This window comes from Pseudomonas yamanorum, assembly GCF_013386765.1.
In the GTDB taxonomy this organism is placed as follows: domain Bacteria; phylum Pseudomonadota; class Gammaproteobacteria; order Pseudomonadales; family Pseudomonadaceae; genus Aquipseudomonas; species Aquipseudomonas yamanorum_A.
Window position 1 is genome coordinate 323 of record NZ_JACARE010000027.1, and the last position, 25,824, is coordinate 26,146.

Here is a 25,824-nt window from a genome sequence, read left to right on the forward strand (position 1 = left end):
GCATGCCGAGCCTAAGCGAGGCACCGAGTGGTGGGGCAAAGACCTTTTGGTTACTTTTGGCTGGGCCGGCATTCCGGGCGTTTGCCAAAAGTGACCCGCTGTAAGAGCGGAACCATAAGTCGCCATTACCGAAGAAACGGATATGTACGCAATAACACCTAAGTAGCCGACCGAATCGCCTTAATCAGCGACTGCAGCGAATACCCCAACCGCGGCGCCAACCCCTCAGCCCGAGCCGACAACGCAGCCACATCAAGCACCTGATCCAAATCCGCCGGCACCAGCAGAATCACATTCCCCTCCTTCACCGGCAGCTCCCAATAATGCCGGTGATACAACCCACGCAACAACGCAGCCCCCAGCGGCTTGCCATCATCAGTAGCCCACTGATTGATCACCAACCACCCCCCAGGATTCAGCTTCTTCTGGCAGTTCTCCAGAAACTTCCAAGCCAGGTGCCCCACCCCCGGGCCAACATCCGTATACAGGTCGACAAAAATCAGGTCCGCCGACTCCGCCGTGGGCAACAACTCCAGCGCATCCCCAACGCGGATGTACAACCGCGGATCATCATCCAACCCCAAAAACTCAATGGCCAGGCGCGGCACATCCGGCCGCAACTCGATGGCTTCAACATCGTCCAGAGGCAAAAACTTCAGGCACGCCTGGGTCAAAGTCCCCGCGCCCAAACCAAGAAACAACGCACTCTCCGGCCGCTCATGGCACAACGCCCCAATCAACATCGCGCGGGTGTAGTCGTATTCCAGCCAACTCGGGTCGGCGGTAAACACGCAGCTCTGCTCGATGGCATCGCCAAACTCGAGAAAGCGGTAATCGGCCACTTCCAGCACGCGGATCATGCCGAAGTCATCATGGACCTCGGCCAGCAGGCGCTCGACGCGCTCCTCAGACATTGCAACTCCTAACGGCGTGCCAACGGGAAAGCCGGGATTGTGGGCGAACCGGCAGCAGCAGGTCACGTACTAATTGCTGATAACATGGCCGCCCGACCGTCAATCACTCGAGTTCATGATGAGCCAACCCTGGAGCCCCGACAGCTGGCGCGCCCTGCCGATCCAGCAACAACCCCAGTACCCTGACGCGGCGCACCTGGCGCAAGTCGAGCAAAACCTGGCGAGTTATCCGCCGCTGGTGTTTGCCGGTGAGGCCCGTGAGTTGCTCCGTCAGTTTGCCGAGGTGACCCAGGGTCGCGCCTTCCTGTTGCAGGGTGGCGATTGCGCCGAGAGTTTTGCCGAGTTCTCCGCAGCGAAAATCCGCGACACCTTCAAGGTGCTGCTGCAGATGGCCATTGTGATGACCTTCGCCGCCGGCTGCCCGGTGGTCAAGGTCGGGCGTATGGCTGGCCAGTTCGCCAAGCCGCGCTCGTCCAACGATGAAACCATCGACGGCATCACCCTGCCCGCCTATCGCGGCGATATCGTCAACGGCATCGGCTTCGACGAAAAAAGCCGCGTGCCAGACCCGGACCGCCTGCTCCAGTCCTACCACCAGTCCACCGCCACGCTCAACCTGCTGCGAGCGTTTGCCCAGGGCGGTTTTGCCGACCTGCACCAGGTGCACAAGTGGAACCTGGACTTCATCGCCAACTCGGCCCTGGCCGAAAAATACAGCCAACTGGCCGACCGTATCGACGAAACCCTGGCCTTCATGCGCGCCTGCGGCATGGACAGCTCGCCGCAATTGCGCGAGACCAGTTTCTTCACCGCCCACGAGGCCCTGCTGCTCAACTACGAGCAAGCGTTCGTGCGCCGCGACAGCCTGACCAACGACTACTACGACTGCTCGGCACACATGCTGTGGATCGGTGACCGCACCCGCCAATTGGACGGTGCCCACGTCGAATTCCTGCGCGGGGTGAACAACCCGATCGGGGTCAAGATCGGCCCGAGCATGAACCCCGACGACCTGATCCGCCTGATCGACATCCTCAACCCGGACAACGACCCGGGCCGCCTGAACCTGATTGCGCGCATGGGCGCCAACAAGGTCGGCGACCACCTGCCGGACCTGATCCGTGCCGTACAGCGTGAAGGCAAGCAGGTGCTGTGGAGTTCCGACCCGATGCACGGCAACACCATCAAGGCCAGCAGCGGCTACAAGACCCGGGACTTCGCGCAGATCCTCAGTGAGGTGAAGGAATTCTTCCAGGTACATGAAGCCGAAGGCACTTATGCCGGCGGGATTCATATCGAGATGACCGGGCAGAATGTCACCGAGTGCATCGGCGGCGCGCGGCCGATTACCGAAGATGGCCTGTCGGACCGCTACCACACCCACTGCGACCCACGGATGAATGCCGATCAGTCGCTGGAGTTGGCGTTCCTGATTGCCGAGACACTAAAACAGGTCAAGCGCTAAGAGCTCTACCCGCAACCGCGCTGCACTGGCCCGCTGGCAATTGAGCTGTATCTGCTCAAGCCCGAGCCAGTCGGCCATCCGCCGCAGATTCAGGGCCAGCGCCTGCATGCCCTCCTCGTCCAGCCCCGGTTCTTCCTCGTGAACGGCATGCACCGCCAGGCGCCCGGCCGCTCGCTCGGCGCGTAGATCCACCCGCGCCGCGATCCGCTCGTTGTGCAGGAACGGCAACACGTAATAGCCATACACCCGCTTGTCCTGGGGCGTGTAGATTTCCAGCCGATAGCGGAAATCGAACAAACGCTCGGTACGGCTGCGCTCCCAGATCAGCGAATCAAAAGGCGATAGCAACGCGCTGGCGGGCACCTTGCGCGGGATTTTTGGCTCCGGCAGGCAATACGCCGGCTGCTTCCAGCCCTGGACCTGGCACGTGATCAACTGCCCATCCTCGACCAACTCTGCCAGGCGACCGCGGCTGTCGCTCGGGTCCAGGCGGAAGTAATCGCGCAGGTCTTTTTCGGTGCCCACACCCAGCGCCGTGGCACTGTGCAACAGCAGGCCGCGCTGGGCTTGAGCTTCATTCAAAGGGGCTTGCTGGAGAATTTCCGTCGGGATTACCCGCTCCGGCAAGTCATACAGCCGCTCAAAACCCCGCCGCCCGGCGACAGTCACCAAGCCTGCTGCGAACAACCATTCCAGGGCATGCTTTTCATCGCTCCAATCCCACCACGGGCCGGCACGTTCCTCGCGGGTGGACAAACTGCCCGCGCCCAAGGCGCCCTGTTGCTCGACGATGCCCAGCACTCGCGCAATGGTCGCCTGCTGCTCGCGACCAAACCGCGCCATTTGCTGATAGATCCCCTGCCCCTGGGCCGCCCGTTCCATGCGCCAGCGCATCAACGGGTACAGCGCCATCGGCAGCAACGAAGCCTCGTGGCCCCAATACTCGAACAGCGAACGGCGCCGGCCCGAGCTCCAGGCGGCCTGTTCGAGAATCAACGGAGAGTAGTTACCCAGGCGGGAAAACAGCGGCAGGTAGTGCGAGCGCACCACCGCATTTACCGAATCAATCTGCAACACGCCCAAACGCTCAACCAGGCGATTGACCTGCGCGGCCTTGATCAACGCCGGCGGCTGGCGCCCGGAAAAACCCTGGGCGGCCAGCGCCAGGCGTCGCGCCTGCTTGAGGGAAAAGGACAGTTCTGCGGGCATGTGCATCTCCTTGTGTGCTCGCGAACCACCCTACTGCATCCCGAGTCATTTTCGCAGCGGATCTTCCCAAAAGTGCCGGCGGCTTTCCTGCTCGACATCACCACGGTTGAGCCCGATATCCTTGAGCGCCTCATCGCTCATGCTCATCAACAGCTGGCGTTCACGGTGCACGGCGATCCAGCGGGAACCCAATTGAAGCAACCCGGAAAACGGCCGTTTAGCCATCAGTACAAAGCCTCTTTGACCTTTCATCATCTCGCCCTCCAGTGGGGATGACTGAAGTCTGTGCCTGGCGCTATGATCAATCCAACGAATGTTTCTTATGCAATACATCTCGGAGATTGATCGATTGTCCAGCTACCCGAGTATCGATACCGAAGTCCTTCGCACCTTCGTCGCCATCGCCGATCAGGGTGGTTTTACCCGCGCCGGCGAGCAGGTCAACCGCACCCAGTCGGCCGTGAGCATGCAGATGAAACGCCTGGAAGAAGATGTGTTGCAGCGCAAGCTGTTCGAGCGCGATGGCCGCCAGGTGCGGCTGACGCCCGAAGGCCAAGTGCTATTGGGCTATGCCCGCCGGATCCTCAAGCTGCACAGCGAGGTGTTCAACACCCTGCGCGAGCCGCACATGGTGGGACTGGTGCGCATCGGCACGCCGGATGACTACGTGATGCGCTACCTGCCGGGAATTCTCAAGCGCTTTTCCAAGGCTTACCCGCTGATCCAGATTGAAATGCACTGTGAATCGTCACCGGTGCTGATGCAGCGCCGGGACCTCGACCTGACGGTGATCAGCCGCGAACCGGGGAATGAAATCGGCGAACTGCTGCGCCATGAGCGCATGGTATGGGTGGCGGCGCCCTGCTTCTGCATGGATGAGCACAGCGCCGTGCCCTTGGCCATTTCCGGCCTCGACAGCTTTTGCACGCAGTGGGCACGCGCCGCGCTGGACGCCCAAGGGCAGGAGTATCGGCTGGCGTATCACAGCTCCAACGGGGCCGCGATCCTCGCCGTGGTGGGTGCCGGCCTGGCAGTCACGATCAACATGGAGAGCCTGGTGACCGACGACCTGCGCATATTGGGCGCAGCGGATGGTTTCCCGGCGCTGCCGTCGGTCAACCTGCGGCTGTTGCGCAACCCGCGCACCACCTCGCCGATTACCGAATGCCTCGCCGAGTACATCATCGAAGGCTTCAAACTTTAAAGGTCAGCATCACCGCACACAGCGCCAGGAACCCGCAGAACAGCCCGCGCAGCATACGCTCGGGCATGGCGTGGGCGACTTTCACGCCCCAACTGATGCTGAGCAGGCCGCCGACGGCCAGCGGCACGCCGATCAGCCAGTCCACCTCATGGTGCCAGGCGTAGGTCACCAGGGTCACGCTGGTGCTCGGCAGGGCCAGGGCCAGCGACAGCCCTTGGGCCACCACCTGGCTGGTGCCGAAGATGCTGGTCAACACCGGCGTGGCCACCACCGCGCCGCCGACGCCAAACAAGCCACCCATGGACCCGGAAGCCGCGCCCAACACCCCCAACCATGGCCAGGAATAACGCATCTGCGCCGAAGGCGGTGCGTTGTGGGTAAACATTCGCAGCAGGTTGTAGGACGCCAACACCAGCAGAAACGCGATAAACCCTACCCGCATCACGCCGGCATCAATGCCCACCGCCCAGATCGAGCCCAGCCAGGCGAAGGAAAACCCCATCACACCCAGCGGCAAGGCATGACGCAGTTCGATGCGATTGCGCTGGTGATAACGCCACAACGCGAGCATCACGTTTGGCACCACCATCACCAAGGCCGTGCCTTGGGCGATCTGTTGGTCCAGGCCGCAAAACACCCCCAGCACGGGGATGGCAATCAGCCCGCCGCCAATCCCGAACAAGCCGCCGACGGTGCCCAACGCCACACCCATTATCAAATACAACGCTAAATCTGCCACCACTGCGCTCCCGCCGATCCCAGGCCTTGCATGCTACGCAGTACGCTCTAGCGCGGAAACGCACAGCAACGCACAATGGCTGTGCCAACTTCGCATAAGCAGCCGCTGATGAACCCTAATACGCTGACCGACCAACTGAGCCTGTTCCTGGATGTGCTGGAAGCCGGCAGCTTTTCCGCCGCGGCGCGCCGTCATCCGCTCACGCCCTCGGCCGTGGCGCGGCGCATCGACAGCCTGGAAAGCTCGGTAGGCAGCCGACTGTTTCAACGCAGCACTCATGCCGTGGTGCCGACGCCCGCCGGGCTGGCGTTTGCCGAGCGCGCGCGGCGGATTGTCAGTGAGCTGCAACTGGCGCGGGCCGAAGCAGTGTCGCTTAGCCACGCACCTGAAGGGTTGATCCGCGTGGACGCCCCTGCCGCCTTCGGCCGACGTCACCTGGCGCCTGCCATTGCCGACTTTCTTAACGTGTATCCGGGCCTCGACGTGCACCTGCACTTGATCGACAGCTTTGTCGACATGCAGGGCGAGCATCTGGGCAAGGTCGACCTGGTGCTGCGGGCCGGGCATATCGTCGACACCCGCCTGATCGCCACGCCCCTGGCCAGCATCGTGCGCATCGCCTGCGCCAGCCCGGCCTACCTGAAGAGCCGTGGCACACCGACCCATCCCAGCCAGTTGAACGAGCACGACGGCCTGGACTGGGAAGGCCTGGCACCGATGTTCGCCTGGCGTTTTGAGCTGGATGGGCGCAAGACCACCTACCGCCCGCAACGCATCCGCATGAGCGCCAACAACGCCGAAGCCCTGCTCTCCGGGGCGCTGGCCGGGCTTGGGGTTGCCCACCTCCCGACCTGGCTCGCCAGTGAATACCTGGTGCGCGGCGAACTGGTGCCGCTGTTCTGCGAGAGCGGCCTGCCGACGCCTGAAACCGCCGGCATCTATGCGCTGCGCCTGGAGCAACACGCCAACGCCCGCAGCCGGTTATTGCTCGAATACCTCAAGGCACGCTTCAGCCCGGTGCCGCCGTGGGATCTGGCGCTGCAAAGCGGCTTGGGCTGACCGGCCGGACAGAATTGTCTGGCGCGTTAAAGGTTTGCCCGCTAGATTCAAAACCAGACACGTTTTAAGGCACTGCCATGACCAAGCCCCTCGATACCTGCGAATCCTTGCTGCTCGACAACCAACTGTGTTTTGCCCTGCATTCCACCTCGTTGCTGATGACCAAGGTCTACAAACCGCTGCTGCAAGCCCTCGGCCTGACCTACCCGCAATACCTGGCCATGATGGTGCTGTGGGAAGAAGATGGCCTGACCGTCGGGGAAATCAGCAACCGCCTGCTGACGGACCCCGGCTCCCTGACGCCGCTGCTCAAGCGCCTGGAAGCCGAAGGCCTGCTCAGCCGCACCCGCAGCCGCGAAGACGAGCGCGTGGTGGTGGTTGAATTGACCGAGGCCGGGCGTGCCCTGCGAGACAAGGCAATGGACATACCGCAGTGCATTCTGGGCGCCAGCGGGCTGGACATTGAACAACTGCGCAAGCTGCAGGGTGACTTACTGGCGCTGCGCGGGAATTTGCAGCGTAGCGTTTAACCCCGGAACCCGCGTGCCAGAGGGCTCCAACCCTCACACGCGGATTTTTTTGTAAATTTATCTTGCGCACTAACTATTAGCGCGATACATTCACCTCGCCACTTACTTAGCGCGCAAACAATTAGCGCAAACACCGACGAGGAAAATCACCATGCAAACTCTCTACACCGCAGTAGCCACCGCCACCGGCGGCCGTGATGGTCGTGCTGTTTCCAGCGACAACATCCTTGACGTAAAACTCTCCACGCCAAAAGAGCTGGGCGGCGCAGGCGGCCAGGCCACCAACCCGGAACAACTGTTCGCCGCCGGCTACTCCGCCTGCTTTATCGGCGCCCTGAAATTCGTCGCCAGCCAGACCAAACGCAAAATCCCGGATGACGCTTCGATCACTGCCCACGTCGGCATCGGTCAAATCCCCGGCGGTTTCGGCCTGGACATCGACCTGCACATCAGCCTGCCCGGCCTGGCCCAGGACGACGCGCAAAGCCTGGTCGACGCGGCGCACCAAGTCTGCCCGTACTCCAACGCCACCCGTGGCAACGTCGATGTACGCCTGCACGTAACCGTCTAACCCACGCGGTTTTTTGGAGAAGAACATGAACACATTTGGCAAAGTACTCACCGGCACCCTGCTCGCCTTCTCGATCACCAATGCCTTTGCGGCCAGCGGTGACGTGGAACACAACACCCAGGCGTTTCTCGATGTACTGAACGCCGGCACCGGCAAACCGATGGAGCAACTGACACCCAAGGAAGCCCGTGCGGTGCTGACAGGTGCACAGTCGGGTGTAAAGCTCACACTGCCCAAGGCCGACGTCAGCCAGAAGACCATTCAGGTCGACGGCCAGCCGCTGAGCCTGACCATCGTGCGTCCGGCCGGGGTCAAGGGCACGCTGCCAGTGTTCATGTTCTTCCACGGTGGGGGCTGGGTGCTCGGGGATTTCCCGACCCACGAGCGGCTGGTGCGCGACCTGGTGGTGGGTTCCGGGGCGGCGGCGGTATTCGTCAACTACACGCCATCACCTGAAGCGCATTACCCGGTGGCCATCAATCAGGCCTACGGCGCAACGAAATGGGTGGCCGAACACGGCAGCGAGATCAACCTCGATGGCAAACGCCTGGCCGTCGCCGGCAACAGCGTCGGCGGCAATATGGCGGCAGTGGTCAGCCTGATGGCCAAGGACAAGGGCACCCCGGCGATCAAGTTCCAGCTGCTGTTATGGCCGGTGACCGACGCCAACTTCGACACCGGTTCCTACAACCAGTTTGCCGAAGGCCACTTCCTGACCCGAAACATGATGAAGTGGTTCTGGGACAACTACACCACCGATGCCAAGCAACGCGCCGAGATCTATGCGTCACCGCTACGGGCCACCACCGCACAGCTCAAGGGTTTGCCACCTGCGTTGATTCAGACCGCAGGCTCCGACGTGCTGCGTGATGAAGGAGAAGCCTACGCCCGCAAGCTGGACGAAGCCGGTGTACCGGTGACCGCCGTGCGCTACAACGGCATGATCCACGACTACGGTTTGCTGAACGTCGTCAGCCAGGTACCGGAAGTTCGCTCGGCCTTGCTACAAGCCTCGGATGAGCTCAAGCAACACCTGAAGTAAAAACTTAACGCCCAATAAAAAGCCCGCTTGTAGGAGCAAGCTTGCTCGCGAAGAACTCATAGGCACCGCGTATATCCAGGATGTACGCGTTATCGTTGAAGTTTTTCGCGAGCAAGCTCGCTCCTACAGCGGGCTTTTGTCGTACCGGTGGCGCAAGAATTACTTCTTGGCGCGACCTTTGTACGAACCACCTTCACGGGTGTCGATCTCGATCAGGTCGTCGATTTCGATGAAATCGGCCACTTGCAGTTCGGTACCGTTAGCCAGCTTGGCAGGCTTCATCACTTTGCCCGAAGTGTCGCCGCGAGCGGAACCTTCGGTGTAGGCAACCTTACGCACGATGGTGGTCGGCAGCTCTACGGAAACCAGACGGTCTTCGAAGAAGATAGCTTCGCAGACGTCTTCCATGCCTTCTTCCACGAACGGCAGAACGGCTTCGATGTCTTCAGCGTTCAGCTCGTACATGGTGTAGTCGGTGGTGTCCATGAACGTGTAGGTGTCGCCGCTGATGAAGGACAGGGTCGCTTCTTTGCGGTCGAGGATCACGTCGTCCAGTTTGTCATCGGCGCTGTAGACGATCTCGGTCTTGTAACCGGTCAGCAGGTTCTTCAGCTTGGTCTTCATGATTGCGCTGTTACGACCAGACTTGGTGAACTCAGCTTTCTGAACCAGCCAAGGGTCGTTTTCGAGACGGATCACTGTACCGGGTTTCAGTTCTTTACCAGTTTTCATTGCGAATATCCGAAATTTGGATGGGATTTACAAAAATCAAGGTCGCGTATCATATCCAATTTACATAAAACTGTACCAGCGCCGTCGCAAGATCGGTCCGCGAGCCTTGTTCCAGAGCCCATTTTTCAGCGTTCGCCGTCACTTCCGGCCAGTGTTCGAGGAGCATTTTCCAGCTATGTGCCATATCGCCATCAGCGTTCCAGGCCTGCCAAAGGGTGACCAACGCGACTTTCGCGGCCGGTGACAAGCCCTCGGTGTACAACTCAAGGAAAGCGTCCAGCTTGTCCAGGTGAATGTCTTCGTCCTGGCGGTAGATGTGCCACAGCAGGGGTCGCCCGGCCCATTGCGCCCGCACGAACGAGTCTTCGCCGCGCACGGCGTTGAAGTCGCAGCACCAGAGCAATCGATCGTATTGCTCCTGGCGCACGAACGGCAGCACCTGCACCGTCAAGGCATCGCGCTGGTGCACCTCGCCCACATTTAGCGACGCGACACCCAGCCAGCGCTGCACGTCACCCAGGATCCGCCCTTCCGGTACCAGCAGATGAGTGGTTCGCCCATCGGCGGCCAGCACGTCGAGCCAACTGGCCAGTCCGGCGTTTTCGTAGGCAAACAACGACATGATCCGCGCGCCCGAGGTCGGGAAAACCCCAAGCGCCTGTAGAAACTGCTGCCGGGCGGAGGCGTCTTGCTGGAAGGCATCGCGCTGTTCCGGCAGCCCGGCTTCGCGCAGCAAACCGCCAGTACCGAGACGGAATCCGGGAAAGAAGAAGTACTTTTGCACGCCCTTGAATTTCACCGACGGTAAACCGTGACAGCCGACCACCCAGTCCTCGGCGCTCAGGTAATCCAGGTTCATCCACAGCGGCGTGCGTTCCCGTGCGGCCATCGCTTCCATATAGTCAGGCGGCAACTGGCAGGCGAACGCGGCGATCACCACGTCTGCCGCGTCGGTTGCCGGCCAGTCGCGGGGCCAGTGGCGTACGTCGACGCCCTCCTGCCATTGCTGGTGCACCTGCACATCGATTTCGGGGCACATGCGTTCGAACGCCCGCAGGTCATCGACCCACAGGCGCACCGCACAACCTTGTTCCGCCACCAATTGCCGGGCCAGGCGCCAGGTCACGCCGATGTCGCCGTAGTTATCGACGACGCTGCAAAAAATATCCCAGCGGGCTTTCATTCCGGGCTCCAACGCTCAAAGGCTCGATTGTCCGCACAAATGCCCCGATTGCGAAGGGTTGATCGCGATTATTCTGCACGCGGCTGTGGGACAATCAGCGCCATCCTGCCCCGTAGCAGCTGTCGAGCCTCGGCGAGGCTGCGTGACGGTGGTGAATCTGACGATTTACTTTGGCTGGAACACCGCTACGCAGCCTCGCCAGGGCTCGACAGCTGCTACGTCGCTACGTTGTTCATTTAAGGGGATGTTCATAATGGCCACCAGCGCACCGTTCTCGCTGTTCAAACTCAGTATCGCCGTGGCCTTCGGCCTGTGGCTGGGGTTTATCGCCATCGTGCTGAGCGTATGGCTGGCGTCCCGCTATTTGCCTGAGCAAGCCGTGGCGCCCGTGGCTCGGGTGGTGCAGCAGTTGGGCAAACCCGAAGTGGTCGCACCGGAGCCGCCGAACCGTATGTTCGAGCAGTATCAGGAGAACCTTCGCAAACAGGAGCAACAGCAGACCCTGGACCAGGCCCGCAACAACCCGCGCAACCTGTCCAACCCCAAATGCCAGTTCTGGCTGCAACAGGACCAGAACGCCCCCAACGACAAGAGCCGGGCCAACGTCCTGCAATTTTGCGATTGATCACGAAAGCCGCCCATGAATAAGCACGCCGTTCACCAACTGGTCCTGGACAAGCTCGCGGTCGATCTCGATATCACCCAGCGCGCGGCGCAAACCGCCTACGAAACCGCGACCCACGAAGAAAACATCGCCGAGAACAAGTACGACACCCTGGGGCTGGAGGCGTCTTACCTGGCCGCCGGCCAGGCCCGGCGCGTCGAAGAGATCAAGCAGGCACTGACGCTCTGCCAGAACATGCAGCTGCGCCCCTACGACGAGAAGCGCGGGATCGAGGTGGGCGCATTGCTGGGCCTGGTGGATGAAAACGATCGCCAGCAGTGGCTATTCCTGGCACCGGACGGCGCAGGTTTGAAAGTCGATGTGGTGGGGCAACCGGTGACCGTCATCACCCCGCGCTCGCCCCTGGGCAAAAGCCTGCTGGGCAAGTTCGAAGGGGATGAGGTGGAGATTCTGGTGGGAGGCGCTCGGCAACAGTTTGCTGTTACCGAGGTGAAGTAAGCCGATCAGTGAACCGGTAGTTCAACGCCGTCGAACAGCTCTTCCAGTTCCTGCTTGTTGTGGCACTGGATGGCCTTGGCCATCACTTCGCGGGTCAGGTGCGGGGCGAACTTCTCGATGAAGTCGCACATGAAACCACGCAGGAAGGTGCCACGACGGAAACCAATCTTGGTCACGCTGGATTCGAACAGCTCGCTGGCATCAAGCACCACCAGGTCGCTGTCGAGCTTGGTGTCGACCGCCATCTTGGCGACGATGCCGACGCCCAGGCCCAGGCGCACGTAGGTTTTGATCACGTCGGCGTCGGCGGCGGTGAACACCACTTTCGGCGTCAGGCCGCGGTGGCTGAAGGCTTCGTCGAGTTTCGAACGGCCGGTGAAACCGAATACGTACGTCACGATCGGGTATTCAGCCAGGGCTTCCAGGGTCAGCTTCGGCAGCTTGGCCAGCGGGTGACCTTGCGGGACCACGACGCAGCGGTTCCAGCGGTAGCACGGCATCATCACCAGGTCGCCGAACAACTCCAGGGCTTCGGTGGCAATCGCGAAATCGACGGTGCCGTCTGCGGCCATCTCGGCGATCTGCATCGGCGACCCCTGGTGCATGTGCAGGGCCACGTCCGGGTACTGCTTGATAAAGCTGCTGATTACCGGCGGCAACGCATAACGCGCCTGGGTGTGGGTGGTGGCGATCGACAGGGTGCCCTTCTTCTCGTTGGAGAATTCCTGTGCGATCTGCTTGATGCTTTCGACCTTGCGCAGGATCTCGCCGGCGGTGGTGATGATTCGCTCACCGGCCGGGGTAACGCGCGTCAGGTGCTTGCCGCTGCGTGCGAACACTTCAACGCCCAACTCGTCTTCGAGCAGGCGGATCTGCTTGCTGATACCAGGTTGCGAGGTGTAAAGGCTTTGAGCAGTAGCGGAAACGTTGAGGTCGTGGTGCGCCACTTCCCAGATGTAGCGCAGTTGTTGAAGCTTCATATGTGTCCCTCAAAGCGGATAGACGCCACGGGTATCAGCGACGGTATATAACTATATTAAAGGTTAGACTGATAAATCTAGAACTTTTTATCGTTTTCTACCAATCACACGTCATCACTGCGTCGACGCTGCAACAGCGGCACCAGATACACCGGCACCTGCGACAGCTGCAACACCCGTGCGGCGGTTCTCCCCAGAGGTGTCGCCACCCCGACCGCCTGGCTGTGACTACCTACGATCAACAAATCCACAGAGAGTTTCTGCGACTGGTCGAGAATCACTTCACAGGGGTCGCCCTGGATCACCCGCACCGAACGGATCAACTTGAGGTCCTGCTCCCCTTCCCCCAGCTCTTCACGAAAACTGTCGAGCACCCGTTGCTCGATGGTCGCCATCACCGTGGTCAGCCCCTGGCTTTGCCATTCGCTCAGGGCCTTCTCATCAAGGTAGCTCTGCAACACCGATTCGGCGAACAGCCCGATGGGCTCGACCACGTGAATCACATACAGATCAGCCTTGAACGTTCGCGCCAGCGCCAGGGCATGTTGCATCACATAAGGCGCGTACAGACCCAGGTCCGTGGCGTACAACATCGAACGAATCATAGAACCTCCTGGATAGCCAGGATGGCGGAGATTGATTCAGCTTAGCAGCGCCTTTGGCAGTGCTCAGCCCTCGGTCTGAATTTTCAACTCGTTACTGATGCCATGGGGCACGTGCCCGGTGGCCACGAACTCCCGGGCCTTCTCGCAATGCCCTTCCTGGTCATCGAAAAACACATCGGCGGCAAAGGCTTCGAGGAACGCCGACTTTTCCAGGCCGCCGAGAAACAGCGACTCGTCGAGACGGATATCCCACTCGCGCAGCGTGCGAATCACCCGCTCGTGGGAAGGCGCCGAACGGGCGGTCACCAGCGCGGTGCGGATCGGGCAGGACTCGTCGGGAAACTCACGCTGCAACAGATTGAGCGCCGCCAGGAACCCCTTGAACGGACCACCACGCAACGGCTCCCGTGCCGACTCCCGCTCGCTGGCCTGGAACGCTTCCAGGCCTGCGGACTGGTAGACGCGCTCGGAGTCGTCGGAAAACAGCACCGCGTCGCCATCGAAGGCGATCCGCAATTCAGCACTGGAGGCCCGACCTGCGCCGCCCGACAGAATGGTCGCGGCGGCAAACCCGGCATCCAGGGCGCTGCGCACATCCTCGGCATGGGTGGACAGAAACAGGTGGCAGCCAAACGCTGCCAGATAAGGATAAGGACTGCGCCCACCGACAAACGCGGCGCGGGAGATATCCAGGCCGTAATGCTGGATCGAATTGAATACGCGCAAGCCGGTGTCGGCACTGTTGCGCGACACCAGCACCACCTCGACCCGGGCACGGCCGAGGCTGGCGTTGAGGCTCAGGAGTTTTTTCACCAGCGGGAAGGCGTCACCGGGCTCGAGGGTTTCTTCCTCGTGGTCGATCTGGTACTTGCGGTACGCCTCGACGCCTTGTGCCAGGTAGACCTTGTGGCTTTCGCTCAGGTCGAACAGTGCCCGCGAGGAAATCGCCAGCACCAGTTTGTCGCCCAATCCCTTTGCCATGTGTGTTCCCCCCAATCAGCGGTTATGCCGATCCATAAAACTCAAGGCCTGGTACAGCGCCTGCATTCGTGGCAGCTCACAACCGGCTGCCTTTGCGGCCGCCAAGGGGCGCGCGTAGATCGCCGCCAGCTCCAGCGGGCGCTTGTGCACGTAATCGTGATACATGCTGGGGAGGTAGTCATCCATGCTTTCGGTCATGGTAAACATCTGCCCGGCGTAACTGGCAGGGATTTCATGCCCGCACGCGTGGGCGCCCTGCACCACTTCGGCCATCAGCGCCTGGATCAGTTCACGACTGGACTCATCCGCCATCATCGCCGTGGTGCCGGTGCCGAACAATACGGAGAGGCCGTTGTACGGCACGTTCCACACCAGTTTATGCCAGCGTGCCTGATGCACATTGGCCATGGCCTGGGAATCGATGCCGGCCTGGTGAAACAGTGCGGCGCCCTCTTCGACAATCGCCTGCCGACCGGTGTCATCGTTGGCCGCGGGGCCACTGTGGTAACCCAGGTTGACCCGGCCCAGCGCCTGATGCTCGACAATCCCGGGGCCGGAACGGTGCACGCCGATGTAGCACAGGCCACCCAGCAGGTGCAGCGACGGCGGCAGGTGTTCGCGCAGGCTGTCTTCGACATCCAGGCCATTTTGCAGCAGCACAACTTTGGCGCCCGGAGCGGCGATCTGGGCGATGGTCGGGGCCAGCTCGACATTCCCCGTCGACTTGGTACCCACCAGCAGCCAGTCGCAAGGCGGCATGTCGGCGGCACGGGCATAGGCCTGCACCGGGTGCAGGTGCAAGGTGCCATGGACGGTACTGTTAAGTTGCAAGCCGCGCTCGCTCACCGCGGCGTATTCGCTGCGCAGCAAAAAATGCACATCGAAGCCGGCACGCGCGAGCATCAGGCCGTAGAAACCACCAATGGCCCCGGTGCCGATAATCCCGATCCGGGGCGACTGTGTTTTTGCAACGTCGGTCATGGCAACTCCTCTGGTATTCGTTTGAGCGCCTGCTGCACACCCTGAGTCAGGTCGCTGGCGGTCAGACGCGTCAATGACGCTAATATTCCATGGAATTTCCCGTCACACACCACAAACAGCGCCGGCAGGTGAAAGATCTCGTAGCGCTCCACCGCGCCACCATTGTGGCCCGCATCCACCCAGCAGACCCGGTCCACCGGCAAATCCCAACCCGGCAGTTGCTGGTGAAGGAAGCGGCAACGGGAACAACCCTCACCGGTAAACACCACCAGCGAGGTGCCGGGCAGCCCCAATAATTGCTGGTCGATATCCAGATCGGTAAGTTGCAGTTCTTTCACTATACTGCTGCCACCGCCGTCAACTGGACGGTGCTCGGAGTCCGTGTGCATGGGTCGTTTCTTTCCTCACCCTGATGATGTCGCTGTCGAAATAACCCAACGCCCCCTTTCCGGCATTTCCCGCCAACGGCTGCACACTATCGGCCTGGGCGGCGTCGCATGCAATTGCCCGCGCGCCTGGCGCCAGGGCACGGCCATCGAAATGCACATCCCTGCACTGGGCCTCACGGCCCGCTATCCGGGCTATGTAGCGTGGTGCCGCAAAGGCGAACACGGCTACCGCGTCGGCATTGCCTTTACCGATGAGCAGGCCTTGTTCGGTGCGCGGATGGGCGAGCAAGTGTGCCAGATCGAACGCTATTGCCGGCTGCACGAAGGCAGCGGGCCGACACCCAGGCAGAGCGAAGCCCTGGCCCGGGAATGGGTCACGCGCCATGCCGGCGAGTTCTCCCATGAGGCTTTTGTGCAGCCAGCACTGGATTAAAGCGGCCTTTGCCCATTGTCTCCCAGCCTTGTAACGCGCTAAGGTTCGGCTCCCCGCTGCACTTAAATCATGCTGTGCTCCGCCGCACGGGGATCGCTGGCGGCCGGCACCCGTGACCCTGACGAGTAACACGATGGCTGATTTACCGATCAACGACCTTAACGTCGAATCCAACGAGACCCTGATCACACCCGATCAGCTCAAGCGCGAAATCCCCCTGAGCGACGCTGCCCTGCAGACCGTCACCAAGGGCCGCGAAGTCATCCGTGAGATTCTCGACGGCACCGACCACCGCCTGTTCGTGGTCATCGGGCCGTGCTCGATCCATGACCTCAAGGCTGCCCACGAATACGCCGAGCGCCTGAAAGTGCTGGCGGCGGAAGTGTCCGACACCTTGTACCTGGTGATGCGCGTCTATTTCGAGAAACCGCGTACCACCGTGGGCTGGAAAGGCTTGATCAACGACCCGTACCTGGACGACTCGTTCAAGATCCAGGATGGCCTGCACATCGGTCGTCAACTGCTGCTGGACCTGGCGGAAATGGGCCTGCCGACGGCAACCGAAGCCCTGGACCCGATTTCCCCGCAGTACCTGCAAGACCTGATCAGCTGGTCGGCGATTGGTGCGCGTACCACCGAATCCCAGACCCACCGGGAAATGGCTTCCGGCCTGTCCTCGGCTGTCGGCTTCAAGAACGGTACCGACGGCGGCCTGACCGTGGCGATCAACGCCCTGCAATCGGTCTCCAGCCCACACCGTTTCCTGGGCATCAACCAGGAAGGTGGCGTGTCCATCGTTACCACCAAGGGCAATGCCTACGGTCACGTGGTGCTGCGTGGCGGCAACGGCAAGCCCAACTATGATTCGGTCAGTGTGGCCCTGTGCGAACAGGCGCTGAACAAGGCGAAGATCAAGCCGAACATCATGGTCGACTGCAGCCACGCCAACTCCAACAAGGACCCGGCCCTGCAACCGCTGGTGATGGAGAACGTGGCCAACCAGATTCTGGAAGGCAACCAGTCGATCATCGGCCTGATGGTCGAGAGCCACCTGAACTGGGGTTGCCAGGCGATTCCGAAGGACCTGGCCGACCTGCAATACGGCGTGTCGATCACCGATGCCTGCATCGACTGGTCCGCCACCGAGACCACCTTGCGCAGCATGCACGCCAAGCTCAAGGACGTCTTGCCCAAGCGCCAACGCGGCTGAGCAAAGACTGCGGACACAAAAACGCCGGGCTAAGCCCGGCGTTTTTTTATGCCTGCTCGTCAGAGCTTCGCGGCATGGCGCTGATGGCGCTCCATGTAGCGCTCCACGTAGGAGCAGGACGGGATCACCGTATAACCTGCCTCTTCGGCGAACTTCAACGCTTCCTCGGTGAGCGCAGCAGCAATGCCACGGCCCCGCAGCGCGTTGGGCACGAAGGTGCGATAGATATCCAGGGTCTGTTTCCCAAGGTCCATATAGGTCAGATAGGCACGATGACCGTCCACATTGGTCTCGAACTGATGACCAGCCTGGTCATGGTGGATGGACAACGCCTCGCTCATCACTACTCCTCGCGGGTCTTGGTTTCTGACCCCTACCTTACCGATGTTTTTCCGGCGAAGGAACATCTACGCCACCCGGTGCCGGTTTCGACAACGAGAAAAGTCGCCAGTGCCTTGCACTAACGCTCACAACCAGCACAGGGAAATAGTAGGCGCCAATCGCACAATTGCTCAAGACACGCTCGTCCTCCGTTGCGCTGGCGGACATAGAAAGGGCCAATCGAGCATCCTTAGGTCGATGGCCTGAACATTGCCGGCAGTTGAAGCTTGAGACGAACACGCGCTCTTAAAGTCACCTCTACATGCACAAAAGATACCGGGTGGCGAAAAGACATTCTGAACAATAGTGTCGGGGACGATATATAAATTGACTTATGTTTACATGGCTTAACACATGCCAGCCGGCCCTTTCAGGCTGGATCCAATCCCCGGCAGAGTGCAAAAATCTGGATAATTTTTATACAGACTCTCAAAAGATTAGCCAAAATAGATTGGCCGCGAGAATTTTTTTTGCTTCTTGCGCTACGTCAGTTTACTTACTACAAGTAATGGGTAGTATGTACGCCGGCTATTAGCTCACTCTGAGAAAGTAGCCATTTAATAGAAAGTCCTTGAAGGGGAACACGATGAACAACGTTCTGAAATTCTCTGCTCTGGCTCTGGCCGCAGTTCTGGCTACCGGTTGCAGCAGCGTCTCCAAAGAAACCGAAGCTCGTCTGACTGCAACTGAAGACGCAGCAGCTCGCTCCCAGGCTCGTGCAGACGAAGCCTACCGTAAAGCTGATGAAGCTCTGGCTGCTGCTCAAAAAGCACAACAGACTGCTGACGAAGCTAACGAGCGCGCTCTGCGCATGCTTGAAAAAGCAAGCCGCAAGTAATAATCCTTCGGGGTTGTTATCAAGCCGATCCATTCTTGGATCGGCTTTTTTTTGCCTGGAATTTCGTGGGAGCGGGCTTGCTCGCGAAGATCGTCAACGATGACGCGTGCAGCCTGAAAGAACGCGGTGCTCGGGAGTTTTTCGCGAGCAAGCTTGCTCCTACTGATCGACCGGCGTGCTCGACACCATCGGCGCCCCGCCCGGCACACCGATTTCGGTCGGCAAACCGTCTTCGGCGGCAACTACGTCACGCACCTGGTCCCAGTTGACCCGCAGGTTGCTGGACAGGTCTTCACGCTTGAGCAAGGCGTTGATCACCGCAGTGTGCTTGTCGACCACCGACGGGGTGCCGTCGTCGTTCAGCGGCGTATGGGCTTCCAGATAGACCTTGCCACCGGCTGCGCCGAACTTGTAGGCATCGTTGATGATCCGCACCGACGTGCCCACCGGCACCATGCTCGCCATTTCCAACACGTTGTTGTTGAACATGCGGAAGCAGCCGTGGCTGGTACGGGTACCAATACCAAACTTCATGTTGGAGCCGTGGATCAGGTAACCCGGGGTGCCTAGGGTGAACTTGAACGGCCCCAGCGGGTTGTCCGGGCCGGCCGGCACCACGTTGGGCAGCGGGTCGCCGTTGGCAGCGTGTTCGGCCTTGATCGAGGCGGGCGGGGTCCAGGTCGGGTTGGGGATCTTGCCCGTGATGGTGGTGTGGGCGACCGGAGAGCCCCAGCCCTCACGGCCAATACCCAGCGGGAACGTGTACACCACGTTCTGGCCCTTGGGGTAGTAGTAGAGCCGGTATTCCGCCAGGTTGATCACGATGCCCTCACGCGGGCCCGGCGGCAGGATGAAGCGCGTCGGCAGCACAATCTCGGTACCCGCCCCCGGCAACCAGGCATCGACGCCCGGGTTGGCCGCGACCATCTCCGAATAACCCAGGTCGTAGGTCGTGCCCAGGTCGGCGAAGGTATCTTCGTACTTGGCCTTGATCACCTGGACCTGGCCAACGATATCTTCACCCGGTGGCGGCAAAGGCAACTGCAAGGCTGCAGCGGAACCGGCCGCGCAGAGCGCAGCAAGAGACAGGCAGCAGGTGACGACGGAGAGGCGCGACAACATCCGGGAATTCCTTCGCAGATCGACGGGTAGTAAAAAATGGATTGTACACGGCTGCCCGACAGGCACCCATATTCAAAGTTCGAAGCGCAGCTCTGGCCAGATCGGCGGTGTGCCGCGTTTTTGCGACTCAAGGATCGCCCGGCATAAGGGGCACAAACGCTGGTCCTGGAAGATCGAGCGATCCACCGACGACCAGCGTGGCTGAGCGGGCAATAACGTACCGCAGAGGGTACGGTCGATGGACCCGCCCAACTCCAATTGACGCGTCACCAGATGCACCCGGACTTCCTGGCAGGCGAACAGATCCAGCTGCTCGTCAGGCTCGATCAGTTGGTAGGCAAACAGGGACCAGGCAGGACGCGACATCGGGGGCTCCAAATCGGGGGGGCGCCACCTTAGCCGAAAGACCGCTGCTAGAAAAGCGTCATAGCAGTGGTTTTAGCGTTGGCCAGACATTTTCCAGCAACTTGCCCTGCGCGCCAACCGCCGGGTGCAATTGGTCAGCCTGCATCAGCTCCGGATGACCGCCAACTCCCTCCAGGAAAAACGGTACCAGCGGAACGCTTTTTTCCTTGGCCAGGGCCCCGTAGACCTCGGCAAATGCCGTGGTGTATTTCGGCCCATAATTGGGCGGCAACTGCATGCCCAACAACAGCACCTTGGCCCCGCCGGCCTTGGACTGGTCGATCATCGATGCAAGATTTTGTTTCAATTGCGCCGGCGGCTGTCCACGCAAGCCGTCATTGCCGCCCAGCTCAATGATCACCACGTCCGGCTTATGCTCTGCAAGCGCCGCCGGCAGCCGCGCCAGGCCTCCGGCACTGGTGTCGCCGCTGATGGAGGCGTTGACCACTTTATCGTCGAAACCTTCGCTCTTGAGCCGTTGTCCCAACAACGCTACCCACCCTTTGCTGGTATCCAGTCCGAAACCGGCACTGATACTATCGCCAACGATCAGGACTGTACCCGCCGCTGCGTTCTGGGCCATGCACATCAAGGCCAGGCCAGCACTCAAAAACCACATTCGCATTGGATTCTCCATGGGCGCAAGCATTCTCACCGCGCGAAACCTTAGCAAAGTGGTTCCCAGCGCGGAAGGTGAACTGACTATCCTGCACGAACTGAGCCTGGAACTGAACAAGGGCGATAGCCTGGCTATCGTTGGTGCCTCCGGTTCCGGCAAATCCACCCTCCTCGGCCTGTTGGCCGGCCTCGACCTGCCCAGCAGCGGCGAAGTCACCCTCGCCGGCCAGGCCCTGAGCACCCTCGACGAAGATCAACGTGCGCGCATCCGCGCCGAACACGTGGGTTTTGTGTTCCAGTCCTTCCAGTTGCTCGACAGTCTCAATGCGCTGGAAAACGTGATGCTGCCGCTGGAACTGGACGGCCGCAAGGACGCCCGCGAACGCGCCAAACACCTGCTGGAACGCGTCGGCCTGGGCCAGCGCCTCACCCACTCGCCACGCCAGCTATCGGGCGGCGAACAGCAGCGAGTGGCGATTGCCCGGGCGTTTGCCGCCGAACCGGATGTGCTGTTTGCCGATGAACCCACCGGCAACCTCGACAGCCACACCGGCGAGCGCATCAGTGACCTGCTGTTCGAACTCAACAAAGAGAGCGGCACAACCCTGGTGCTGGTCACCCATGACGAGCGCCTGGCCCACCGTTGCCGACGCCTGATCCGTCTTGAAGCCGGCCTGATGGTCGCGCCCCTGGAGCCTTGATGGCACGTTTGCCGCTGTTGCGCCTGTTCAGCCTTGCCCTTCGCCAGTTGCTGCGCGATGCCCGCGCCGGCGAACTGCGCGTGCTGTTCTTCGCGCTGCTGGTGGCCGTCGCCGCCAGCACCGCCATCGGTTACTTCGGTGCCCGCCTGAACGGCGCCATGATGTTGCGCGCCACCGAATTCCTGGCGGCCGACCTGGTGCTTGAGGGCAGTTCGCCCGCCCGCACCGAGCAAATCCAGAGCGGCACCGAGCTGGGCTTGCAGCACGCCCGGGTCGTGGAGTTCTCCAGCGTGATTGCCACTGACAATGGCATCCAGCTGTCCAGCATCAAGGCGGTCAACGAGGAATATCCGTTACGCGGCGAGCTGAAGAGCGCCGCCGAGCCCTTCGGCGCAGAAACCGCCGGGGGTGGTCCCAAACCCGGTGAAGCCTGGGTGGAAGCGCGGCTGCTGACGGCGCTGAACCTGAAGATCGGCGACAGCATCGACGTCGGCATGAAGACCCTGCGTCTGGCTCGCGTGCTGACCTACGAACCGGATCGCGCCGGCAACTTCTATAGCCTGACGCCCAGGGTGATGATCAACCTCGCCGACCTCAGTGCCACCGGCGTGGTGCAGCCCGGCAGCCGCGTGAGCTATCGCGACCTCTGGCGCGCGCCCCAGGGCGGCACCGTGCTGCAAACCTATCGCGACCTGGTCAAGCCCGGCCTCGCGGCCAACCAGCGGCTGCAGGATGCTCGCGACGGCAACCAGCAGATCGGTGGTGCCTTGGGCAAGGCCGAGCGTTACTTGAACATGGCCAGTCTGGTGGCAGTGCTTCTTTCCGGGGTGGCGGTGGCGCTCTCGGCGAACCGCTTCGCCAGTCGACGCTTTGATGCCAGTGCCTTGCTGCGCTGCCTCGGTTTGTCGCGGCGCGAGACCATGTTGCTGTTCAGCCTGCAACTGACCGTGCTGGGGCTGCTGGCCAGCCTGAGCGGCGCCCTGCTTGGCTGGCTGGCGCAACTGGGGCTGTTTGCGCTGTTGCATGACCTGCTGCCGGCGGATGTTCCGCCTGGCGGGCTATTCCCGGCCATCGCCGGGATCGGCACCGGGCTGGTGGCCCTCGCCGGTTTTGCCCTGCCGCCACTGGCCGCGCTGGGTCGTGTGCCACCGCTGCGGGTACTGCGGCGCGACCTGTTGCCGATCCCTTCCAGCACCTGGATGGTCTACGGCGCGGCGCTCTTCGCCCTGGGCCTGATCATGTGGCGCCTGAGTCTCGACCTGGTGCTGACCTTCGCCCTGCTGGGTGGCGGCGTGATCGCCGCGCTGGTTCTCGGCGGACTGCTCCTGCTGCTGTTGCAGAGCCTGCGTCGCCTGCTGGCCCGGGCCTCCCTGCCCTGGCGCCTGGGGTTGGGCCAGTTGCTGCGTCATCCACTGGCCGCGGCGGGCCAGTCCCTGGCGTTCGGGTTGATCCTGTTGTCCATGGGCTTGATTGCATTGTTGCGTGGCGAACTGCTCGACACCTGGCAAAACCAGTTGCCCAAGGACGCCCCCAACTATTTCGCCCTGAACATCCTGCCCGCCGACAAAGACACCTTCGGCGCCCGCCTCCTGGAGTTGCAGGCGCAGTCTGCGCCGTTGTACCCGGTGGTGCCGGGGCGACTGATCAGTATCAATGGCGCGCCGGTGCAGGAGATCGTCAGCAAGGACTCCAGCGGCGACCGCGCAGTACAGAGGGACTTGAGCCTGACCTGGGCCGCCGATCTGCCACCGGGTAACAAACTCACGGCAGGATCCTGGTGGACGACGCAACCGAGCGACGAGATTCCCGGTGTCTCGGTGGAGGCCAAGGTTGCCGATAGCCTGAAACTCAAGCTCAACGATCACCTGGTGTTCACCGTCGGCGGGGAGAACCGTGAAGCGCGGGTTACCAGCCTGAGGGAAATCAACTGGGACAACTTCCAGCCCAACTTCTTCATGATCTTCCAGCCCGGCACCTTGAAGGACCTGCCGGCGACCTACCTGACCAGCTTCTACCTGGCGCCCGGTCATGACCAGCAGATCGTCGACCTCTCCCGGGCCTTTCCGGCGGTGACCATCCTGCAAGTGGAGGCCCTGCTGGAGCAACTGCGCAGCATCCTGGCCCAGGTCACTCTGGCGGTGGAGTACGTGCTGTTGTTTGTGCTGGCTGCGGGGATGGCCGTGTTGTTCTCCGGCCTGCAGGCCACACTGGATGAACGGATTCGCCAAGGTGCCCTGCTGCGGGCGCTGGGGGCGGAGCGCAAGTTGCTGGTCAAGGCCCGGCGTATCGAGTTCGGGTTGTTGGGCGCGGTCAGCGGCCTGCTGGCAGCGCTGGGCACGGAACTGGTGACGCTGGTGCTGTATCGCTATGCGTTCGACCTGATCTGGCACCCGCATCCATGGCTGTTGCTGCTGCCGGTGATCGGCGCGGTGCTGATCGGCGGCGCCGGCGTGTTCGGCACCCGCCGCGCGTTGAATGCCAGCCCGTTAACGGTGCTGCGCGAGGGCTGAAAACGCAGATGGCCCGCGCTCTTTAAAAAGCACGGGCCATCCGTTGTTACTTCACATATTCGATAGCCGTGATCCACCAGCACACTTCGCCGGTTGGAGTCTGCACAAGCGCTTCGTCATCCACTTCCTTGCGCAACAATGCCCGGGCCATGGGTGAGTCGATGGAGATGTAGTCCATGCGCTCATAGATCTCATCGTAACCCACGATACGAAAACGCTTGGTCTGCCCCTGCTCGTTTTCAATCTCTACCCAGGCGCCGAAAAATACCTTCCCTTCCTGCTCCGGCATGTACTCGACCACGCGCATGTCTTCAAGGCGCTTGCGCAGATAGCGCACACGGCGATCAATCTCCCGCAGCAGCTTCTTGTTGTACTGGTAGTCGGCGTTCTCGCTCCGGTCTCCCAGGGAAGCGGCCCACGTCACTTTACGGGTGGTATCAGGGCGCTTTTCTCGCCACAGGTAATCAAGCTCCTTTTTCAGGGCTTCATGACCTTCTTTGGTAATCAGCTTGGTGCTCAAAAGCTCTACATCCCCTGGAAGTTTCCATTTTTCAGACCCGCGGCCGCGTCCGGCACAGCGCATTTAACGCCCGATGCAGACTGTGGGGGTCGATGATAAATGAACGCAGGAAAGTAGCCAGACCCAGCGCTGGATTCCGGCAGCCAACGCCGCGTCAGTTCGCATCCGGTTGAAGCGGGTGCCCTTCAGGCTGGGAGCGCCCAGTCTCGCTCAGCCAAGCAAGAGACTCATCCAGGGTTTGAAGCGCGACCCTCAGGTTGTCCCGCAGAACCGGCAATTGAAACAGTGCTGCCGCCAACTGTTGCTCCTTGTGGCGAACCGCCAGGTCACGGTCATGCAACCGGGTTTCCTGGCTCTCCAGATAGCGCGCACGCTCATCCATTCGACGCTGCTCCGCCTGGTTTAACGCGGCGCTGCCGGCCAGTTGTTCCTCCCGGGCAGTCAGCGTGTGGGCCAACAACTGCAGGGACGCTTCTTTCTCGGCAATGCTCTCGCCGCTGCGCTGGCTCTCCTGCTCGAAGTCGGCCTTTTCCTGACGAAGTTCCAGACTCAGCTGCTCGAGCGCTTCCTCCTGCCTGAGCACAGCGAGCTTCTGCTGCGTCAACTCTTGCGCCACTCGGGAAAGATTGGCGAGCGTATCGTCCACCTCGAATAGTGTGGGCGAGTCTTGCCGGGCGGGTTCAGGTTGTCGGATTACCGGGGCCTGCAGTGGAGCGGCGACCACAGGTGCCTCGACCAATGCTGAGGGTGGCGGTTCAACGAGGGGTTCGGGTACCGGCGGCGCAGGCTCTGAATGTTCAAGGGCCCGTGGAGGAGAAACCATCGTTGAGGAGAAACGAATCGACGGCACGATCAATGAGTTGCTTTCGATAGCGGGCAAGCCGGGCGCGGAAGTGCCGAGGGTGATCACCTTCATCACCAGGGATTTCTTGATCGTCAACGAATGATGATCTTCAGGCCTGGCAGGTGGCAGTTTGCAGCCTTTCAGATCAACGAAATGATAGGGAATCTGGGGCTCACCGGTGCTTGCGGATTTTGCCACGGGCGCAGCGGCAAGTGTCAGGATCTGCTTGAAGACACGGGTCGCTGTTTGCAGGTCTTCCTTGGAATCTATCGCCCCGAGAAAGTAGCGTTCGGACTTTTTACGCAGCGCCGCGAGATATACCCGTGAACTACCGGGCTCTGTCTCTTCATCCAGGCTATAGGCAAGGAAATTGGAAGCAATCTGAGCCACCGCAAAACTACAAAGCAGTGCACCGTTGACCGGCGCATCATGCCCGGACTGCTCAAGAACAAGGGTACGTAGAAGCAGCATGATGATCAGGCTCCATTTGAAATTGGCAGAACGTCAGATTCACACCAAATAAAATATGACAACA

At 61.1% G+C, this 25,824-nt stretch carries 30 protein-coding genes; 13 read left to right on the plus strand and 17 right to left on the minus strand.

Features of this window, described 5'->3' with window-relative positions; translation table 11 throughout:
• Positions 1 to 158: 158 nt before the first annotated feature.
• The gene (locus HX875_RS21345) at positions 159 to 914 is read right to left on the minus strand and encodes a spermidine synthase (RefSeq protein ID WP_177045434.1); all 756 of its coding nucleotides are present in this window, start codon (positions 912 to 914) and stop codon (positions 159 to 161) included.
• Between the two features lie 118 nt (positions 915 to 1,032).
• Between HX875_RS21345 and HX875_RS21350 the strand changes: the two genes are divergently transcribed.
• Positions 1,033 to 2,379, plus strand: a complete 1,347-nt coding sequence (locus HX875_RS21350; protein WP_177045436.1) for a class II 3-deoxy-7-phosphoheptulonate synthase — start codon at positions 1,033 to 1,035, stop codon at positions 2,377 to 2,379.
• On the opposite strand, the gene HX875_RS21355 is transcribed toward HX875_RS21350, so the two are convergent.
• A complete protein-coding gene (locus tag HX875_RS21355; protein WP_177045438.1) occupies positions 2,359 to 3,588 on the minus strand; it encodes a winged helix-turn-helix domain-containing protein in 1,230 nt (409 codons plus the stop codon). The two genes, HX875_RS21350 and HX875_RS21355, sit on opposite strands and share 21 nt — an antisense overlap.
• 45 nt (positions 3,589 to 3,633) lie before the next feature.
• On the minus strand, positions 3,634 to 3,840 hold the full coding sequence (locus HX875_RS21360) for a DUF1127 domain-containing protein (protein WP_177045440.1): 207 nt from the start codon (positions 3,838 to 3,840) through the stop codon (positions 3,634 to 3,636).
• A gap of 70 nt (positions 3,841 to 3,910) precedes the next feature.
• Between HX875_RS21360 and HX875_RS21365 the strand changes: the two genes are divergently transcribed.
• Complete coding sequence (locus tag HX875_RS21365; protein ID WP_177045442.1) at positions 3,911 to 4,792, plus strand: LysR family transcriptional regulator; 882 nt, start codon at positions 3,911 to 3,913, stop codon at positions 4,790 to 4,792.
• Here HX875_RS21365 and HX875_RS21370 read toward each other — a convergent pair.
• Positions 4,782 to 5,531, minus strand: a complete 750-nt coding sequence (locus HX875_RS21370; RefSeq protein ID WP_177045444.1) for a sulfite exporter TauE/SafE family protein — start codon at positions 5,529 to 5,531, stop codon at positions 4,782 to 4,784. The genes HX875_RS21365 and HX875_RS21370 overlap by 11 nt on opposite strands.
• Positions 5,532 to 5,639: 108 nt before the next feature.
• On the opposite strand from HX875_RS21370, the gene HX875_RS21375 reads away from it, so the two are divergent.
• The 4 genes from HX875_RS21375 (at position 5,640) to HX875_RS21390 (ending at position 8,733) form a co-directional block, all read left to right on the plus strand.
• Positions 5,640 to 6,590, plus strand: coding sequence for a LysR family transcriptional regulator (locus tag HX875_RS21375; RefSeq protein ID WP_177045446.1), 951 nt, complete (start codon positions 5,640 to 5,642; stop codon positions 6,588 to 6,590).
• A gap of 77 nt (positions 6,591 to 6,667) precedes the next feature.
• Entirely contained in the window at positions 6,668 to 7,120 is a 453-nt protein-coding gene (locus HX875_RS21380) for a MarR family winged helix-turn-helix transcriptional regulator (RefSeq protein WP_010176158.1), read from the plus strand.
• 151 nt (positions 7,121 to 7,271) lie between these two features.
• Entirely contained in the window at positions 7,272 to 7,691 is a 420-nt protein-coding gene (locus HX875_RS21385) for an organic hydroperoxide resistance protein (RefSeq protein WP_010176159.1), read from the plus strand.
• Between the two features lie 25 nt (positions 7,692 to 7,716).
• Positions 7,717 to 8,733, plus strand: a complete 1,017-nt coding sequence (locus tag HX875_RS21390) for an alpha/beta hydrolase fold domain-containing protein (RefSeq protein WP_177045447.1) — start codon at positions 7,717 to 7,719, stop codon at positions 8,731 to 8,733.
• Between the two features lie 159 nt (positions 8,734 to 8,892).
• Here the strand turns inward: HX875_RS21390 and HX875_RS21395 are convergent, their stop codons facing one another.
• Both HX875_RS21395 and earP read right to left on the minus strand, forming a co-directional pair.
• On the minus strand, positions 8,893 to 9,465 hold the full coding sequence (locus tag HX875_RS21395) for an elongation factor P (RefSeq protein WP_003218698.1): 573 nt from the start codon (positions 9,463 to 9,465) through the stop codon (positions 8,893 to 8,895).
• A 49-nt stretch (positions 9,466 to 9,514) separates the two neighbouring features.
• Positions 9,515 to 10,648: an elongation factor P maturation arginine rhamnosyltransferase EarP gene (gene earP / locus HX875_RS21400; RefSeq protein WP_177045450.1), complete on the minus strand. Its 1,134-nt coding sequence runs from the start codon at positions 10,646 to 10,648 to the stop codon at positions 9,515 to 9,517.
• A gap of 253 nt (positions 10,649 to 10,901) precedes the next feature.
• On the opposite strand from earP, the gene HX875_RS21405 reads away from it, so the two are divergent.
• A complete protein-coding gene (locus HX875_RS21405; RefSeq protein ID WP_177045452.1) occupies positions 10,902 to 11,273 on the plus strand; it encodes a hypothetical protein in 372 nt (123 codons plus the stop codon).
• 15 nt (positions 11,274 to 11,288) lie between these two features.
• Positions 11,289 to 11,771, plus strand: a complete 483-nt coding sequence (locus HX875_RS21410) for a GreA/GreB family elongation factor (RefSeq protein ID WP_177045454.1) — start codon at positions 11,289 to 11,291, stop codon at positions 11,769 to 11,771.
• A gap of 5 nt (positions 11,772 to 11,776) precedes the next feature.
• On the opposite strand, the gene cysB is transcribed toward HX875_RS21410, so the two are convergent.
• From cysB to HX875_RS21435, 5 genes are all read right to left on the minus strand, one after another.
• Positions 11,777 to 12,751: an HTH-type transcriptional regulator CysB gene (gene cysB / locus HX875_RS21415; RefSeq protein WP_010176165.1), complete on the minus strand. Its 975-nt coding sequence runs from the start codon at positions 12,749 to 12,751 to the stop codon at positions 11,777 to 11,779.
• A 104-nt stretch (positions 12,752 to 12,855) separates the two neighbouring features.
• Complete coding sequence (locus HX875_RS21420; protein ID WP_017477371.1) at positions 12,856 to 13,356, minus strand: universal stress protein; 501 nt, start codon at positions 13,354 to 13,356, stop codon at positions 12,856 to 12,858.
• Positions 13,357 to 13,419: 63 nt separating this feature from the next.
• A complete protein-coding gene (locus HX875_RS21425; RefSeq protein WP_177045456.1) occupies positions 13,420 to 14,337 on the minus strand; it encodes a 5'-nucleotidase in 918 nt (305 codons plus the stop codon).
• A 15-nt stretch (positions 14,338 to 14,352) separates the two neighbouring features.
• Entirely contained in the window at positions 14,353 to 15,318 is a 966-nt protein-coding gene (locus tag HX875_RS21430; protein ID WP_177045458.1) for a putative 2-dehydropantoate 2-reductase, read from the minus strand.
• Positions 15,315 to 15,707 (minus strand): thioredoxin, encoded by a 393-nt coding sequence (locus HX875_RS21435; RefSeq protein ID WP_177045460.1) that lies wholly within the window; start codon positions 15,705 to 15,707, stop codon positions 15,315 to 15,317. Before HX875_RS21435 ends, HX875_RS21430 begins: the two co-directional genes overlap by 4 nt.
• On the opposite strand from HX875_RS21435, the gene HX875_RS21440 reads away from it, so the two are divergent.
• Together HX875_RS21440 and HX875_RS21445 are read left to right on the plus strand one after the other, a co-directional pair.
• On the plus strand, positions 15,706 to 16,140 hold the full coding sequence (locus HX875_RS21440) for a PilZ domain-containing protein (RefSeq protein ID WP_177045469.1): 435 nt from the start codon (positions 15,706 to 15,708) through the stop codon (positions 16,138 to 16,140). The two genes, HX875_RS21435 and HX875_RS21440, sit on opposite strands and share 2 nt — an antisense overlap.
• Positions 16,141 to 16,273: 133 nt before the next feature.
• Positions 16,274 to 17,350 carry a 3-deoxy-7-phosphoheptulonate synthase gene (locus tag HX875_RS21445; RefSeq protein ID WP_003218719.1) on the plus strand — a complete coding sequence of 359 codons (1,077 nt, stop codon included), beginning with the start codon at positions 16,274 to 16,276 and terminating at the stop codon, positions 17,348 to 17,350.
• 59 nt (positions 17,351 to 17,409) lie between these two features.
• Here the strand turns inward: HX875_RS21445 and HX875_RS21450 are convergent, their stop codons facing one another.
• Positions 17,410 to 17,691, minus strand: a complete 282-nt coding sequence (locus tag HX875_RS21450) for a GNAT family N-acetyltransferase (RefSeq protein WP_003189869.1) — start codon at positions 17,689 to 17,691, stop codon at positions 17,410 to 17,412.
• A gap of 626 nt (positions 17,692 to 18,317) precedes the next feature.
• On the opposite strand from HX875_RS21450, the gene oprI reads away from it, so the two are divergent.
• Positions 18,318 to 18,569 (plus strand): outer membrane lipoprotei OprI, encoded by a 252-nt coding sequence (oprI, locus tag HX875_RS21455; protein ID WP_003172710.1) that lies wholly within the window; start codon positions 18,318 to 18,320, stop codon positions 18,567 to 18,569.
• Positions 18,570 to 18,728: 159 nt separating this feature from the next.
• Here oprI and HX875_RS21460 read toward each other — a convergent pair whose 3' ends face one another.
• The 3 genes from HX875_RS21460 to HX875_RS21470 form a co-directional block, all read right to left on the minus strand.
• Positions 18,729 to 19,691: a L,D-transpeptidase family protein gene (locus tag HX875_RS21460; protein ID WP_177045471.1), complete on the minus strand. Its 963-nt coding sequence runs from the start codon at positions 19,689 to 19,691 to the stop codon at positions 18,729 to 18,731.
• Between the two features lie 72 nt (positions 19,692 to 19,763).
• Positions 19,764 to 20,057, minus strand: coding sequence for a hypothetical protein (locus HX875_RS21465; protein ID WP_003218723.1), 294 nt, complete (start codon positions 20,055 to 20,057; stop codon positions 19,764 to 19,766).
• A gap of 58 nt (positions 20,058 to 20,115) precedes the next feature.
• Complete coding sequence (locus HX875_RS21470) at positions 20,116 to 20,721, minus strand: arylesterase (RefSeq protein WP_177045473.1); 606 nt, start codon at positions 20,719 to 20,721, stop codon at positions 20,116 to 20,118.
• A gap of 10 nt (positions 20,722 to 20,731) precedes the next feature.
• Between HX875_RS21470 and HX875_RS21475 the strand changes: the two genes are divergently transcribed.
• Both HX875_RS21475 and HX875_RS21480 read left to right on the plus strand, forming a co-directional pair.
• Positions 20,732 to 21,415 carry an ABC transporter ATP-binding protein gene (locus tag HX875_RS21475; RefSeq protein WP_003218726.1) on the plus strand — a complete coding sequence of 228 codons (684 nt, stop codon included), beginning with the start codon at positions 20,732 to 20,734 and terminating at the stop codon, positions 21,413 to 21,415.
• Positions 21,415 to 23,925, plus strand: coding sequence for an ABC transporter permease (locus tag HX875_RS21480; RefSeq protein WP_177045475.1), 2,511 nt, complete (start codon positions 21,415 to 21,417; stop codon positions 23,923 to 23,925). The genes HX875_RS21475 and HX875_RS21480 overlap by 1 nt, the downstream gene beginning before the upstream one ends.
• A gap of 46 nt (positions 23,926 to 23,971) precedes the next feature.
• Here the strand turns inward: HX875_RS21480 and greB are convergent, their stop codons facing one another.
• Positions 23,972 to 24,445, minus strand: coding sequence for a transcription elongation factor GreB (gene greB / locus HX875_RS21485; protein WP_177045477.1), 474 nt, complete (start codon positions 24,443 to 24,445; stop codon positions 23,972 to 23,974).
• Positions 24,446 to 24,599: 154 nt separating this feature from the next.
• Entirely contained in the window at positions 24,600 to 25,760 is a 1,161-nt protein-coding gene (locus tag HX875_RS21490; RefSeq protein WP_177045479.1) for a hypothetical protein, read from the minus strand.
• Between the last annotated feature and the right edge of the window lie 64 nt (positions 25,761 to 25,824).